Source organism: Duganella caerulea, assembly GCF_040362985.1.
Lineage (GTDB): Bacteria > Pseudomonadota > Gammaproteobacteria > Burkholderiales > Burkholderiaceae_D > Rugamonas > Rugamonas vulcania.
The window spans coordinates 467,905-481,359 of record NZ_BPWJ01000002.1 but is presented as its reverse complement, the minus strand read 5'-3'; the positions used below and the strand labels follow the sequence as shown (position 1 = coordinate 481,359).

Genomic DNA, 13,455 nt, shown 5'->3' with positions numbered 1-13,455 from the left:
GTTCTGCCCCGGGTTTGCTTATTTGAAGCGCACCTTGCCGACCAGACGCATTTGCAGCGTGGTTTCGCCCGGCTCGAAGCTCGGTTCGGCCACTTCGCCGCCATAGGCCGGCGGCGCCGGCGCGGCCATCGCGCGCGATGAGCCGGTGACGGTGACGCGGTCGAGGTAGTTGCCCGAGCCTTCGAAATCGATAGTGTCGATCACCGCGTCGCCCACCTTGCGGCCCATCGCATGCGCGATCGAGTTGACGCGCTCGTTCAGGTTGGCGTAGGTGGCGGCGATGCGCTGGTCGTCGAGCTTGCGGGTGGTTTCCGGTGTCAGGCTGAAGTGCAGATTGTTCAGCGCCAGTACGCGCTGTGCGGCGGCGACGGTCTTCGGCAGCCCGGCCAGGTTGGTCGTGATCACCTGCAGGGACTGGCCCACGCGCCAGGCGGTCGGCACGCGCGGCTTGCGCGGCTGGCCGTTGACCGGCGCCGGCTCCTCGGGATACACCGGATAGGTGTAGTAGCCCTGGGTTTTCAGGCTGGCCTGGGGATCTTCCTGCTTGACGATGTCCAGGCCCTGCTTCATTTTCTGGTTGACGCGGGAGGCGGCGGCGGACTTGTCCTTGTCGACTTCCTCGACCGACAGCGTAATCGTGGCCTGGTCGTTGACATGGCGGACTTCGCCGAACGCGGGCACGACGACCAGTGCGCCGCTGGTCGGCAGGGATTCCAGCGGCGCGGCGTGCGCGGACAGCGCGACGGTGGCGGCAACGGCGGCGGCCAGGTGTTTCAGTACGGTCATCACGATCTCCAAAATTAATAGAAAGGCAATCGTAACTGTACCTCAAGGCGCGCCGCCGCGCAGCGGTCCTTACTTGAAGCGGACCTTGCCTACCAGGGTCATTTGCAGCGTGGTCTCGCCGGGTTCGAAGCTGGGTTCGGCCACGTCGGCGGATTCCATTTTGGCCGCGCGCATCATCATTGGCGCCGGGGCGCCAGCCATGCGGTCCTGGGCGTAGTTGCCCGAGCCTTCGAAGTCGACCGTGTCGAGCACGGCGTCGCCGACCTTGCGGCCCATCGCGCTGGCGATCGAGTTGATGCGCTCGTTCAGGTTCTTGTAGGTGGCGGCGATGCGCTGGTCATCAAGCTGACGGGTGGTTTCCGGCGTCAGGCCGAACTGCAGGCCGTTCAGGGTCAAAATCTTCTGGGCGGCGGCCACGGTCTTCGGCAGCTTTTCCAGGTTGGTGGTGGTCACCTGCAGGTACTGGCCCACGCGCCAGGAGGTCGGCACGCGCGGCTTGGATGGCTGGCCGTTGATCGATGGACGCTCTTCGGGATAGACCGGGTAGGTGTAGTAGCCCTGGGTTTTCAGGCTGGCGCTGGGGTCTTCGCGCTTGACGATGTCCAGGCCCTGCTTCATCTTCTGGTTGACGCGCGAGGCGGCGGCGGCCTTGTCCTTGTCCTGCTCTTCGATCGCCAGCGTGGCGATCGCTTGATCGTTGGCGTGCTTGACTTCGCCGAAGGCCGGCACCACGACCAGCGTGCCGGAGGTCGGCAGCGATTCAAGCGGGGCGGCATGCGCGGCGAGCGCGAAGGAGGCGGCAGCGGCTGCGGCGATAGATTTCATGACGGTCATTGCGGGCTCCAAAGTTAAAATTACAACAAGGCGAACTTTACCTGAAATTACCTGTAGTAAATGTAAGACATAGTGAGTGTTTGTAACAACCGCCCTTATGCTACAGTGCGCGAAGTATGCAAGCAGACTCCTCTTTTGAAAGCACTACATGTCGTATCCGTATTTGAGTGATGTGATCAAGGCCTGGACCGGTTACGAACTGCCGCTGCCGTTGGCGACCTTCGGCATGTTCGTGGCGCTGGCTGCGCTGGTGGCCGGCGCGCTGTTCCGGGCCGAGCTCAAACGCCTGTATGAGGCGGGACGGATCGGGCCGGCGCGCGTGCGCGGCGCCGACGTGCCGCCGCAGGACGTGGTCAGCGATTTCATGGTGGTGGTGATGGTGGCCGGCGTGTTCGGCGCGCGGCTGTTCCACATCCTCGAGCACACCGACCAGTTCGCCGCCGATCCGATGGGCATGATCTTCACACGCTCGGGCCTGAGCATCTTCGGCGGGCTGATCCTGGGGACGCTGGCCGGCATGGTGTGCGTGCGGCGCTGGCGTTTGCCGGTACGCCCGCTGCTGGACGCAGCGGCGCCGGCCATGATGCTGGGCTACGCCATCGGCCGCATCGGCTGCCAGGTGTCCGGCGACGGCGACTGGGGCATCGCGGCCAACATGGCGCTCAAGCCGGACTGGTTGCCGGCCTGGTTCTGGGCGCAGACCTACGACAACAACATCTACGGCGAGCTGATCGCCCTGCCCGGCGTGTATCCCACGCCGATGTACGAAACCGCGATGGCCGCGCTGTGCTTCGCGCTGCTGTGGGCGCTGCGCAAACATGCGTTCGGCATCGGCTGGTTGTTCTCGGTGTATCTGATGCTGGCCGGTGTGGAGCGCCTGCTGATCGAGCAGATCCGCGTGAATCCGGTGTTCAATGTGGCCGGCCTGCATGCCACGCAGGCGGAGATGATCGCTGTCGCGCTGATCCTGCTGGGCGCGGTCGGCACCGTGATACTAAGCCTGCGCCCATCGTCGCGCGCCATGTCGAAAGGCTGAGGCCGGAGAATAATTTATATCGTATAAACAGATTTACCGCGCGTAACCTGCTTCGCGCTGACTTCGGATACCGAGCACGTATCGACGCGCGTCATCCTTAATTCCCATTTTTCTTTGCTACAGGCCGCTTCGCCGGAATCCCTGCAACGCGCTCTTCAAGATATCCCCGCATGTCAGCCCAGGGAATGGACTTTCCGGTTTTAAGCAGCTTGGCAAAGCGGGCGTCGGCTTCGGCATCGAAGCTGGCGCGTTGCTCCTCCATCTCAGTCTTTTCGGCGATGGCTTCAAGAATAAAACTGTGGGGTGTCTTGCCTGCGCGCTCGGCGGCGCTGGCTATGCGCGCCTTCAACTCGTCCGGCAAACGTATCGTTGTGGTTGACATGGCGTCCTCCTTTTCAGGCACTAATGTAGCACATGTGTGCTACGCGCCAGCACGCCCCTGCTCCGCCGTGCCGCCGCCGGACTTGAATAGCAGCCAGCCCAGGATCGCAAACGCGGCAAGGACCGTGGCGCCGGCAAAATATGCGCCGAAGTTGGCGAAGGAATCGGGTGGCATCATCCGCCGGAACTCCTCGCTCATCCACATGCACGCCATCGAAAAAATGACGAATCCGTTGAACGCCGACATGGACAACAGCATCAGGCCGGTGTGCTTCTTCCAGTTGCGCAGACCCGTCAGCCCCAGCGCGATGGCAAGCGCGATGAAGGCCGGCACCGAGAATCCGGCCAGCATGGCCGCCTTGGCCAACACCGGAAGTCCGCTCATGAAGGCCAGCATGCTGACCATGTAGAGAAAGAAACCGGCAACGACCTGGCAGACGATACTGATTACTTTACGCATCGTTGGCCGCTACCTGTCCACCGAAGTAGGCATTGGCCTTCGGGCGGTACAGGAAGAAGGCGAAGATCGCCAGCAGGACGGCGCCCGGTATCATCGCCATCTTCATCGGCGACGTCGCCAGCCCGACCACCAGGCCCAATGCGCTCCACGCGAAATAGACCAGCCGTCCCCAGCCCAGCCCCTTCAACATGGCGACGCCGGTCGCCACGGTCACGAGCAGGCCCACAAACATCATGGCGTATTGAACGGAAAGCGGCAGCAGGCTCTTGGACATGAGCTCGCGCACCAGCGGATTGTCCATGCTGACGTAACTGGAAACCAAGGAGATGAGCGAGGTGACTATCAGGAACCAGGCGATGACGGTGACAGAGGTAGGACGTTTCATGGTTTGAAGAGGAAGTGTATTGTTCGTCAATAGTACCTGAAAGACACGCCGGAATATGCGCGCAAACTCACTGCGGTGCGGGCAGACGCAAAAAAGCCGGCAACCAGTGCCGGCTTTTTCGTGGCGAAGATAAAGCTTAGTTCTTCGACTGGTCGACCATCTTGTTCTTGGCGATCCAAGGCATCATGGCGCGCAGCTTGGCGCCGACTTCTTCGATCTGGTGCTCGGCGGTCAGGCGACGGCGCGAGATCAGGGTCGGAGCGCCTGCCTTGTTTTCCAGGATGAAGGACTTGGCGTACTCGCCGGTCTGGATGTCTTTCAGGCACTGACGCATCGCGTCCTTGGTGGCCGAGGTCACAACCTTGGGACCGGTCACGTACTCGCCGTATTCGGCGTTGTTCGAGATCGAGTAGTTCATGTTGGCGATGCCGCCTTCGTAGATCAGGTCGACGATCAGCTTCAGCTCGTGCAGGCATTCGAAGTAAGCCATTTCCGGAGCGTAGCCCGCTTCGGTCAGGGTTTCGAAGCCGGCCTTGATCAGCTCGACCGCGCCGCCGCACAGGACAGCCTGTTCGCCGAACAGGTCGGTTTCGGTCTCTTCGCGGAAGTTGGTTTCGATGATGCCGGCACGGCCGCCGCCGTTGGCCGAGGCGTACGACAGGGCGATGTCACGGGCGATGCCGGACTTGTCCTGGTACACGGCGATCAGGTGCGGCACGCCGCCACCCTGGGTGTAGGTGGCGCGCACGGTGTGGCCCGGGGCCTTCGGTGCGACCATGATCACGTCCAGGTCGGCGCGTGGCACGACTTGGCCGTAGTGCACGTTGAAGCCGTGGGCGAAGGCCAGCACCGCGCCCTGCTTGGCGTATGGCGCGACGTTTTCGTTGTAGACCTGGGCGATGTTCTCGTCCGGCAGCAGGATCATGATGACGTCGGCGGCCTTGACCGCGTCGTTCACTTCCGCCACTTTCAGGCCGGCCTTCTCGACCTTGCTCCACGAGGAGCCGCCCTTGCGCAGGCCGACGGTCACGTTGACGCCGGAGTCGCTCAGGTTTTGCGCGTGGGCGTGGCCCTGCGAGCCGTAGCCGATGATGGCTACGTTTTTGCCCTTGATCAGGGAGAGGTCAGCGTCTTTGTCGTAGAAAACTTTCATGGTATTTCCTTAGTAGTATTTTTGAATTTGATTAAACTTTGAGGATGCGTTCGCCGCGTCCGATGCCGGAACCGCCGGTACGTACCGTTTCCAGGATGGAAGCGCGGTCGATCGAATCGATGAACGCGTCGAGCTTGCTCTTGGCGCCGGTCAGTTCAATCGTGTAAGTCTTCTCGGTGACATCGATGATGCGGCCGCGGAAGATATCCGCCGTGCGCTTCATCTCTTCACGCTCCTTGCCCACCGCGCGCACCTTGATCAACATGAGTTCGCGCTCGATGTGCTGGCCTTCGGTCAGGTCCACCACCTTCACCACCTCGATCAGGCGGTTCAGGTGCTTGGTGATCTGTTCAATGATGTCGTCCGAACCGGAGGTGACGATGGTCATCCGCGACAAGGTCGCGTCTTCGGTCGGCGCCACGGTCAGCGTTTCAATGTTGTAGCCACGGGCCGAGAACAGGCCCACCACGCGCGACAGCGCGCCGGCTTCGTTTTCCAGCAAGACAGAGATAATGTGTCGCATGTTATAAGTCCTCCGAACCCAACAGCATTTCAGAGAGCCCTTTGCCCGCTTTCACCATCGGCCAGACGTTTTCCGATTGATCGGTAATGAAGTTCATGAAGACCAGCTTGTCCTTCATGGCGAAGGCGTCGCGCAGCGCGCCGTCGACGTCGCCCGGCTTCTCGATGCGCATGCCGACGTGGCCGTAGGCTTCCGCCAGCTTCTCGAAGTTCGGCAGCGAATCCATGTAGGACTCGGAATAGCGCGAACCGTAGTCGATCTGCTGCCACTGGCGAACCATGCCCAGGAAGCGGTTGTTCAGCATGATGATCTTCGGCGTCAGATGATATTGCTTGCAGGTCGCGAGCTCCTGGATGCACATCTGGATCGAGCCTTCGCCGGTGATGCAGGCGACGGTGGCGTCCGGGTTGGCCATCTGCACGCCCATGGCGTACGGCAGGCCCACGCCCATCGTGCCCAGGCCGCCCGAGTTGACCCAGCGCTTGGGCTTGTCGAACGGGTAGTACTGCGCAGCCCACATCTGGTGCTGGCCGACGTCGGAGGTGATGAAGGCGTCGCCCTTGGTCACTTCCCACAGCTTCTGCACCACGGCTTGCGGCTTGATCACCAGGTCCGAGGTCGGGAACTTGAGGCAGTCGCGGCCGCGCCATTCGCCGATCTGCTTCCACCAGTCCTTGAGCGCGGGCGCGTTCGGCTTGGCGTCCGCAGCGTCGAGCTGGGCCAGGAATTCGATCAGCACGTCCTTGACGTTGCCGACGATCGGGATGTCGACCTTCACGCGCTTGGAGATCGACGACGGATCGATGTCCACGTGGATGATCTTGCGCGGGTTGGAGGCGAAGTGTTTCGGGTTGCCGATCACGCGGTCGTCGAAGCGGGCGCCGATGGCGATCAGGACGTCGCAGTGCTGCATCGCCATGTTCGCTTCATAGGTGCCGTGCATGCCGGGCATGCCGACGAAGTTCTCGCTCGACGCTTTATAGGCGCCCAGGCCCATCAGCGTGTTGGTGACCGGGAAGCCCAGCTTGTCGACCAGCTTGTTCAGCTCGGGCGAGGCGTTGGCCAGGATCACGCCGCCGCCGGTGTAGATCATCGGACGTTCGGCTTGCAGCAGCAGCTGGACCGCCTTGCGGATCTGGCCGGAGTGGCCCTTGTCGACCGGCTTGTACGAACGCATCTCGACCTCTTTCGGGTACGAGTACGTCGTCTTGTGCATCGAGATATCCTTCGGGATGTCGACCAGCACGGGGCCTGGACGGCCGGTGCGGGCGATGAAGAAGGCTTTCTTGACGGTTTCCGCCAAATCCTTGACGTCTTTGACGAGGAAATTGTGCTTGACCACGGGGCGGGTGATGCCGACCGTGTCGCATTCCTGGAAGGCATCCTGGCCGATGGCGTGGCTAGGCACCTGGCCCGAGATCACGACCATGGGGATGGAATCCATGTAAGCGGTGGAAAGACCTGTCACGGCATTGGTGACGCCCGGACCGGACGTGACCAGCGCGACACCAACCTTGTTCGAGCTGCGCGAGTACGCATCGGCGGCATGCACTGCGGCCTGTTCGTGACGCACGAGGACGTGTTGGAATTTGTCTTGCTTGAAGATGGCGTCGTAGATATACAGTACGGCTCCGCCCGGATAGCCAAAGACGTGTTCGACGCCTTCCTCGGCCAGGCAGCGCACCAGTATTTCAGCGCCTGTGAGCGTGTTCGCTCCGGATGATGCGGTTGCTTCGGTATTCATGAAACATTCCTTTCAAGGTCCATAGGAGATTGATCGGATGCTCTTTCCTAACGAAGTAGGCCCACCTCTACAGCATTGCCCTGCTTCCCTTTTTTTCTGCAGTCACACCTGCCTCTTCCGTCAACCGTAGTGACGTGCAAAGCAGTGCTAGCTGCAAACTCTCGTTTGGCTGGATCTATCTGTAGCGGTTCTGCGTACCTCTCGCGCTTGTGGCACGGGTTAGAGCAAACTGCTGACATATGAAAGCGCGTCTTGTCGATTGCGGCGTTGTGTGCCTGCTGCGACCAGACCATAGAGCTTCGGGGTGTTCAAAGCGTCCCATACGGTACACCGGCGGCATATGTTTGGGCAAGGGAAATATCGCAAAATGCCGCGTTTCAGCGCATTTTTCATCGCCGGGGCTGCAAAAACACTGCAGAAATGGCTAATTTTTGCTAGCATGCGCTCAGTTCACGAGCCGCCATCAAGCGGCCCAGCGCCGGCTTTCCCGGCAGTACCCACACCCGACGCATGGCCACAGACAAAGAATTATCCGACTTTCTCGAAAACGTCGAGCGGCGTGCCTTTAAACAAGCCGTCTACGCAGTGCGCAAGGACGAATCCGCATTGGACATCGTGCAGGACGCGATGATCAAGCTCGCCGAGAAGTACGGCGACAAGCCGGCCGCCGAGCTGCCGATGCTGTTCCAGCGCATTTTGCAAACCACCATCCTCGACTATTTCCGCAGGGAAAAAGTTCGCAACACCTGGGTCAGCCTGTTCTCCGGCATGGGCCCCTCCGGCGACGACCATGAGGACTTCGACATCCTCGAATCCTACGCCGCCGAAGAGGGTTCTGCCGCCGCCGAGTCCAGCGCGGACCAGGTCGAGCGCCAGCAGATGCTGGCCCTGATCGATGCCGAAGTACAAAAGCTTCCAGCGCGTCAACGAGAAGCCTTCCTTATGCGTTATTGGCAGGACATGGATGTAGCTGAAACAGCCGAAGCGATGGGATGTTCCGAGGGGAGCGTGAAGACACATTGCTCACGTGCAACACACACGCTCGCCGAATCGCTCAAAGCCAAGGGAATCAAACTATGAATACCGACGATCTGAATTTCGCTTACAAGGTGCGCCACGCGCTCAACGAGCACCTGGACGATCTGCCCGCATCGACCACCGACCGCCTGGCGCAAGCGCGCAAGATGGCGCTCGCCCGCAAGAAAGCCCACGTGGAGGCGCCGCTGAAGGTGCGCGTGCGCAAGAACGCGCTGGCCGGCGCCGGCACCGGCTTCTTCTCGTTCAGCTGGATGACCCGCATGAGCGTGGCCCTGCCCCTGCTGGTGCTGGTGGGCGGCCTGGCCGGCATCTACCAGTACGAGCAGGAACAGCGCGTGGCCGACCTGGCCGAGCTCGACGCCGCCGTGCTGTCCGACGAATTGCCGCTGTCCGCCTACCTGGACCACGGTTTTAACGCCTATCTGGCTCAAAGCGAGTAAGCGGCATGGCATTGAGCGGTCACGCAACATGGGGCGCTAAAGCGGTAGCGGTATTGACGGTGGCAAGCGCGGCGCTGGTTGGCTGCGGCCGCTCGGACACGCCGGCGCAGCCTGCGGCGCAGAGCGCATCCGCCTCCGCCCCGCAGCCGGGCACGGCGGCGGGCAAGCACGCGCCGGCCAAGTCGGCCGACAAAACCATGTGGAAGGATTTGACGCCCGCGCAACAGCAGGCGCTGGAGCCGCTGGCCCCCGAGTGGGACCAGCTGGAGCCGATCCGCAAGCAAAAATGGCTGGGCATCGTCAAGCGCTACGCCTCGATGAAGCCGGACGAGCAGGCCCGCGTGCAGGAACGCATGCGCGAATGGGTCAAGATGACGCCGGAGGAACGCCGCCAGGTGCGCCAGAACTTCGCGCGCGCGCAGAAGATCGATCCGTCGCAGAAAACCACGCAGTGGGAATCCTACCAGCAGCTTTCCGAAGAACAGAAGAAGGCACTGGCGGCCAAGGCGGCGACCAAGAAGCAGGTCGCCAACCTGCCGACGCCGTCCCAGAGCAAGATGAAAACCGTGGCGCCGATCAAGCCGCCGGTGCCGACCGGCGCCAGCCCCGCCGCGACGCCGATAGTCATGCCTGCCGCCGTCCCGGCACCCGCACCCGCGCCCGGCATCGACCCGGTCACCGGCGCGCCCATTCCCAACGCCTCGAACGTCGCACCCGTGATCGCGCCCGCCGCGCCGGCATCCGTTCCGCCAGCACAGCCCGCCAATGTCAAATAAGCAGCCGCTCACCATCCCCACCGTCAAGCGCCGTCTGATTTCGATGGTCTATGAAACCCTGCTGGGGTTCGCGGTGCTGTTCCTGCCCTTCCTGGTCTTTGAAATCGCCACCCACGGCAGCCACACGCCGACCATGGAGCACATGCGCCAGGCGCTGGCCTTCCTGGTGCTGGGCGCCTACTTCATCCATCAGTGGAGCCGCGACGGCCAGACGCTGGCGATGAAGACCTGGCGCCTGAAACTCGTGCGTCCCGGCCACAGCCACCTGTCGCTGCAGACCGCCGCCGTGCGCTACCTGCTGAGCTGGATGTGGGTGCTGCCGGCGCTGCTGGCGGCGCTGGTGCTGGACCTGCACAAATGGCAGGCGCTGGGCGCGGTCGGCGCCGGCATCCTGTTGTGGTCGCTGACGGCCTTCCTCGACAAGGACCGCCAGTTCCTGCACGACAAACTGACCGGCACCCGCCTGGTCCAGCTGCCGCCGCCGGAAAAGAAAAAGAAGGCCGTGCCGGCGGTGTAATTTTTGCAATCTTCTGTGGCAGAATAAGTCTTTCGCCACAGGGGGTATAAATGACTAAAGTTGTTTGCATGATGTACGGGGCGGTCCTCGCCCTGTCAGTCTCGGCCGCGTTCGCGGCCGACATTCCCGCCGCGCCCGTTGCGCGGGTTGAACCCGTCAGCGACACCTACTTCGGCGAGGCCGTGGTGGACCGCTATCGCTGGATGGAAAACGACAAGGATCCCGAGTGGCTGCCCTACCTCAAGCAGCAGAACGCCCACGCCCGCGCCGTGCTCGACGCGCTGCCGAAACGCGACGTGCTGCTGGCCCGCATCCAGCAACTGTCCGGCGACGTGGCCACGCCGGCACGCGTGCAGAAGGCCGGCGCCCGCCTGTTCTACCAGCAGCGTCCGGCAGGCGCCAACAACTTCAAGCTGTTCGTGCGCGAGGGCGGCTTTCGACCAAGGACCACCCGCGCGGACGCCTGCTGAAAACCTCGGCCAGGGCGCCGTCGCTGGCCAAGGCCACCGAGGTGGTGGCCGAATCCAGGCTGGTCCTGCAAGGCATGGCGCGCGCCAAGGACGGCCTGTACCTGCGGGCGATGGACGGCGGCCCGAACGTGCTGCAACGCCTGGGCAACGACGGCAAGCTGACCACCATCGCCCTGCCCTTCGAAGGCACGCTGCGCGAGATCGAGGCCGATCCGAATACGGCGGGCGCGCTGGCCATGCTGACCGGCTGGCTGGAACCGGCCGGCATCTGGAGCGTGGGCGCCGACGGCAGGATGAGCGACACCGGCATCACGCCGAAACCGGCCATCGACACCAGCGCCTACACCACCGAGCGCCGCTACGCCACCGCAAAGGATGGCACGCAGATCCCGTATAGCCTGATCTACAAAAAGGGGCTGAAGATGGACGGTAAGAATCCGGCCTTCATCTCCGCCTACGGCAGCTATGGCTCGGCCGCGTACACGCCCTCGTTCGCGGGCCGCACGCTGGCACTGGCCGACCAGGGGGCCATCATCGGCTACGCCAATGTGCGCGGCGGCGGCGAGTTCGGACGCCAGTGGCACCGCGCCGGCCAGCTGGAAAACAAACCGAACACCTGGCGCGACCTGATCGCCGTGTGCGAGGACATGAACGCCAAGGGTTACACTTCGCCGGCCAGCATGGCGATCGGCGGCCGTTCGGCCGGCGGCATCACCATGGGCCGCGCGCTGGAGGAGCGGCCGGACTTGTTCGCGGCGGTGGTGTCGGGAGTGGGCTGGCACAATCCGCTGCGCTACGTGGCGGAGCAGAACGGCTATGGCGAGGAGCCTGAATGGGGAGCGATCGCCGATCCCGCCGGCTTCAAGGCGCTGAAGAGCATCGACAGCTATCAGCAGGTGGTGGATGGCACCAAATACCCGGCCATCATGCTGACCACCGGCGTGACCGATCCGCGCGTCGCGCCGTTCCATCCGGCGAAGATGGCGGCGCGCCTGCAGTCGGCGACGGCCAGCGGCAAGCCGGTGATACTGCGGGTGGACTTCGACGCCGGCCACGGCATGGGCTCGACCCGCGCGCAGCAGGATGTGGAAGCGGCCGATACCTACGCCTTCATCCTGTCGCAGACCACCGGGAAGTAATCAGAAGCGCTCGTGATCCTGCAGGTAGCGCCATTCGCCTACTGGCAGGCTCGCCATCGCGATGCGGCCGATGCGGATGCGCTTCATCGACACCACGGTCAGGCCGACCAGCTTGCACATATGTTCGATCTGGCCCGGCTTGGGATTCTTCGGCGCGAAGCGCAGGCGGTTCTCGTTCTGCCAGCTGACCTTCATCGGCGGCAGCGGCTTGCCGTTGAACGGCAGGCCGTGGTTCAGCAGCGCCAGGCCGTTTTCCGCAATGGTGCCGGTCACTTCGGCGATGATCTCGTGTTCGATCTTGGCAGCTTCGTCGACCAGCTTGCGGCTGACGCGGAAGTCCTGCGTGAACACCAGCAGGCCACTGGCCTTGGTCTCCAGCGGCGTGGTCAGGGTCAGGTTGGCCAGGTGGCGCTTGAGGAAGCGCTGGCCCGGCGCGGAGCGCGTCAGCGAGGCTGGATTCAGCAGATGCACGGCCGGGGAACCGTCCTTGCCGATGCCGCCGTTAGCGCCTACCGGTTTGTGTAGCAGGATCGTGACCGGCTGGATCTCCAGCAGCGTGGCGTCCGGCGCGACTTCGATCTGCTGATCCATCGTCACGCGGGCGCCCGCCTCCTCCACCACGACGCCGTCCACGCTGACGAAGCCGCCCTCGATATAGAGTTCGGCTTCGCGGCGCGAGCAGGGGCGCATCTCCGACAGGCGCTTGGCCAGGCGGACGGTGTTATCAGTGGTGCTATCGGTCATCCGAAAAAATCTCCAAAAACGGTAATGGCGCGGTCGATGTCCTCGCGCGATGCATCCATGTGCGTGACGATGCGCAGGTGCGGCGACATCGATACGCGGATGCGGGTCAGTTGCAGCACGTCGTTCAAGCCGCGGCAGGCATCGGCCGGGATATCAACGTAAAAGATATTGGTTTGCGGCGTGCTGACCTTGATGTTCTTCAGCTTGGCCAATTCACTCGCGAAGTAGGCGGCGTTGTCGTGGTCTTCCGCCAGCCGTTCGAAGTTGTGCTGCAGCGCGTACAAGCCGCCGGCCGCGATCATGCCGGCCTGGCGCATGCCCCCGCCCAGCATCTTGCGCCAGCGTTTGGCCTCGGCGATCAACGGCTTGCTGCCGCACAGGACGGAGCCGACCGGCGCGCCCAGTCCTTTCGACAGGCACACCGAGACGGAATCGAAGCCCGCCACCGCAGCGCGCGGGCTCACACCCAGCTTGACGGCGGCATTGCAGACGCGCGCGCCGTCGAGGTGCGTTGCCAGGCCGCGCTCGTGCGCCAGCGTGGTCGCCTGCTTCAGGTAGTCGAGGCCCAGCACGCGGCCGCCGATAGTGTTCTCCAGCGCCAGCAGCTCGGTGCGCGCGAAATGGAAATCGTCCGGCTTGATATAGGCTTCGATATCGGCCAGTGCGATGCTGCCATCCGGCTGGTTGATGATGGGCTGCGGCTGGATACTGCCCAGCACCGCCGCGCCGCCGCCTTCGTAGCGGTAGGTATGGGCTTCCTGCCCGACCAGGTATTCGTCACCACGGCCGCAGTGGGCCAGCAACGCCAGCAGGTTGCTCTGCGTGCCGGACGGCGCGAACAACGCGGCCTCGTAGCCGAACAAATCGGCCGTATATTCCTGCAGACGGTTGACGGTGGGATCATCGCCGTAGACATCGTCGCCGACGTCCGCCGCGTTCATCGCGGCGCGCATCGCCGCGCTGGGGCGGGTGACGGTGTCGCTGCGGAGGTCCAACCATTTTTCGTTCAGCTCACTCATCGTTCCCTGC

General features: G+C 63.1%; 17 protein-coding genes. 7 read left to right on the top strand and 10 right to left on the bottom strand.

The window, feature by feature from the left end:
* Positions 1-18 precede the first annotated feature (18 nt).
* Together ACUJB0_RS06980 and ACUJB0_RS06975 are read right to left on the bottom strand one after the other, a co-directional pair.
* Entirely contained in the window at positions 19-786 is a 768-nt protein-coding gene (locus tag ACUJB0_RS06980; RefSeq protein ID WP_444844591.1) for an SIMPL domain-containing protein, read from the bottom strand.
* A 69-nt stretch (positions 787-855) separates the two neighbouring features.
* Entirely contained in the window at positions 856-1,620 is a 765-nt protein-coding gene (locus tag ACUJB0_RS06975; protein ID WP_444844590.1) for an SIMPL domain-containing protein, read from the bottom strand.
* Between the two features lie 148 nt (positions 1,621-1,768).
* Between ACUJB0_RS06975 and ACUJB0_RS06970 the strand changes: the two genes are divergently transcribed.
* Positions 1,769-2,656, top strand: coding sequence for a prolipoprotein diacylglyceryl transferase (locus tag ACUJB0_RS06970; RefSeq protein WP_444844589.1), 888 nt, complete (start codon positions 1,769-1,771; stop codon positions 2,654-2,656).
* A 97-nt stretch (positions 2,657-2,753) separates the two neighbouring features.
* Here the strand turns inward: ACUJB0_RS06970 and ACUJB0_RS06965 are convergent, their stop codons facing one another.
* From ACUJB0_RS06965 to ACUJB0_RS06940, 6 genes are all read right to left on the bottom strand, one after another.
* The gene (locus ACUJB0_RS06965; protein WP_444844588.1) at positions 2,754-3,038 is read right to left on the bottom strand and encodes a CopG family ribbon-helix-helix protein; all 285 of its coding nucleotides are present in this window, start codon (positions 3,036-3,038) and stop codon (positions 2,754-2,756) included.
* Between the two features lie 39 nt (positions 3,039-3,077).
* Complete coding sequence (locus ACUJB0_RS06960; protein WP_444844587.1) at positions 3,078-3,497, bottom strand: hypothetical protein; 420 nt, start codon at positions 3,495-3,497, stop codon at positions 3,078-3,080.
* A complete protein-coding gene (locus ACUJB0_RS06955; protein ID WP_444844586.1) occupies positions 3,490-3,882 on the bottom strand; it encodes a hypothetical protein in 393 nt (130 codons plus the stop codon). The genes ACUJB0_RS06960 and ACUJB0_RS06955 overlap by 8 nt, the downstream gene beginning before the upstream one ends.
* Positions 3,883-4,018: 136 nt before the next feature.
* Positions 4,019-5,035 (bottom strand): ketol-acid reductoisomerase, encoded by a 1,017-nt coding sequence (gene ilvC, locus ACUJB0_RS06950; RefSeq protein ID WP_117013435.1) that lies wholly within the window; start codon positions 5,033-5,035, stop codon positions 4,019-4,021.
* A 31-nt stretch (positions 5,036-5,066) separates the two neighbouring features.
* Positions 5,067-5,558 carry an acetolactate synthase small subunit gene (gene ilvN, locus ACUJB0_RS06945; RefSeq protein ID WP_005666354.1) on the bottom strand — a complete coding sequence of 164 codons (492 nt, stop codon included), beginning with the start codon at positions 5,556-5,558 and terminating at the stop codon, positions 5,067-5,069.
* 1 nt (position 5,559) lies between these two features.
* On the bottom strand, positions 5,560-7,302 hold the full coding sequence (locus tag ACUJB0_RS06940; protein WP_444844585.1) for an acetolactate synthase 3 catalytic subunit: 1,743 nt from the start codon (positions 7,300-7,302) through the stop codon (positions 5,560-5,562).
* A 510-nt stretch (positions 7,303-7,812) separates the two neighbouring features.
* Between ACUJB0_RS06940 and ACUJB0_RS06935 the strand changes: the two genes are divergently transcribed.
* Genes ACUJB0_RS06935 through ACUJB0_RS06910 form a run of 6 tightly spaced genes read left to right on the top strand, consistent with a single transcriptional unit; the run spans position 7,813 to position 11,682 of the window.
* Entirely contained in the window at positions 7,813-8,382 is a 570-nt protein-coding gene (locus ACUJB0_RS06935) for an RNA polymerase sigma factor (protein WP_444844584.1), read from the top strand.
* Positions 8,379-8,780 carry a DUF3619 family protein gene (locus tag ACUJB0_RS06930; protein ID WP_117013432.1) on the top strand — a complete coding sequence of 134 codons (402 nt, stop codon included), beginning with the start codon at positions 8,379-8,381 and terminating at the stop codon, positions 8,778-8,780. The genes ACUJB0_RS06935 and ACUJB0_RS06930 overlap by 4 nt, the downstream gene beginning before the upstream one ends.
* 59 nt (positions 8,781-8,839) lie before the next feature.
* A complete protein-coding gene (locus ACUJB0_RS06925; protein WP_444844961.1) occupies positions 8,840-9,556 on the top strand; it encodes a DUF3106 domain-containing protein in 717 nt (238 codons plus the stop codon).
* Positions 9,546-10,073: an RDD family protein gene (locus ACUJB0_RS06920; protein ID WP_444844583.1), complete on the top strand. Its 528-nt coding sequence runs from the start codon at positions 9,546-9,548 to the stop codon at positions 10,071-10,073. The genes ACUJB0_RS06925 and ACUJB0_RS06920 overlap by 11 nt, the downstream gene beginning before the upstream one ends.
* A 50-nt stretch (positions 10,074-10,123) precedes the next feature.
* Positions 10,124-10,543: a hypothetical protein gene (locus tag ACUJB0_RS06915; protein WP_444844582.1), complete on the top strand. Its 420-nt coding sequence runs from the start codon at positions 10,124-10,126 to the stop codon at positions 10,541-10,543.
* A gap of 44 nt (positions 10,544-10,587) precedes the next feature.
* Positions 10,588-11,682, top strand: a complete 1,095-nt coding sequence (locus ACUJB0_RS06910; protein WP_444844581.1) for a prolyl oligopeptidase family serine peptidase — start codon at positions 10,588-10,590, stop codon at positions 11,680-11,682.
* Here the strand turns inward: ACUJB0_RS06910 and ACUJB0_RS06905 are convergent, their stop codons facing one another.
* Entirely contained in the window at positions 11,683-12,426 is a 744-nt protein-coding gene (locus ACUJB0_RS06905; RefSeq protein ID WP_444844580.1) for an rRNA pseudouridine synthase, read from the bottom strand. It lies immediately after the preceding gene.
* Positions 12,423-13,445, bottom strand: coding sequence for a low-specificity L-threonine aldolase (gene ltaE / locus ACUJB0_RS06900; RefSeq protein WP_444844579.1), 1,023 nt, complete (start codon positions 13,443-13,445; stop codon positions 12,423-12,425). Before ltaE ends, ACUJB0_RS06905 begins: the two co-directional genes overlap by 4 nt.
* Positions 13,446-13,455 lie beyond the last annotated feature (10 nt).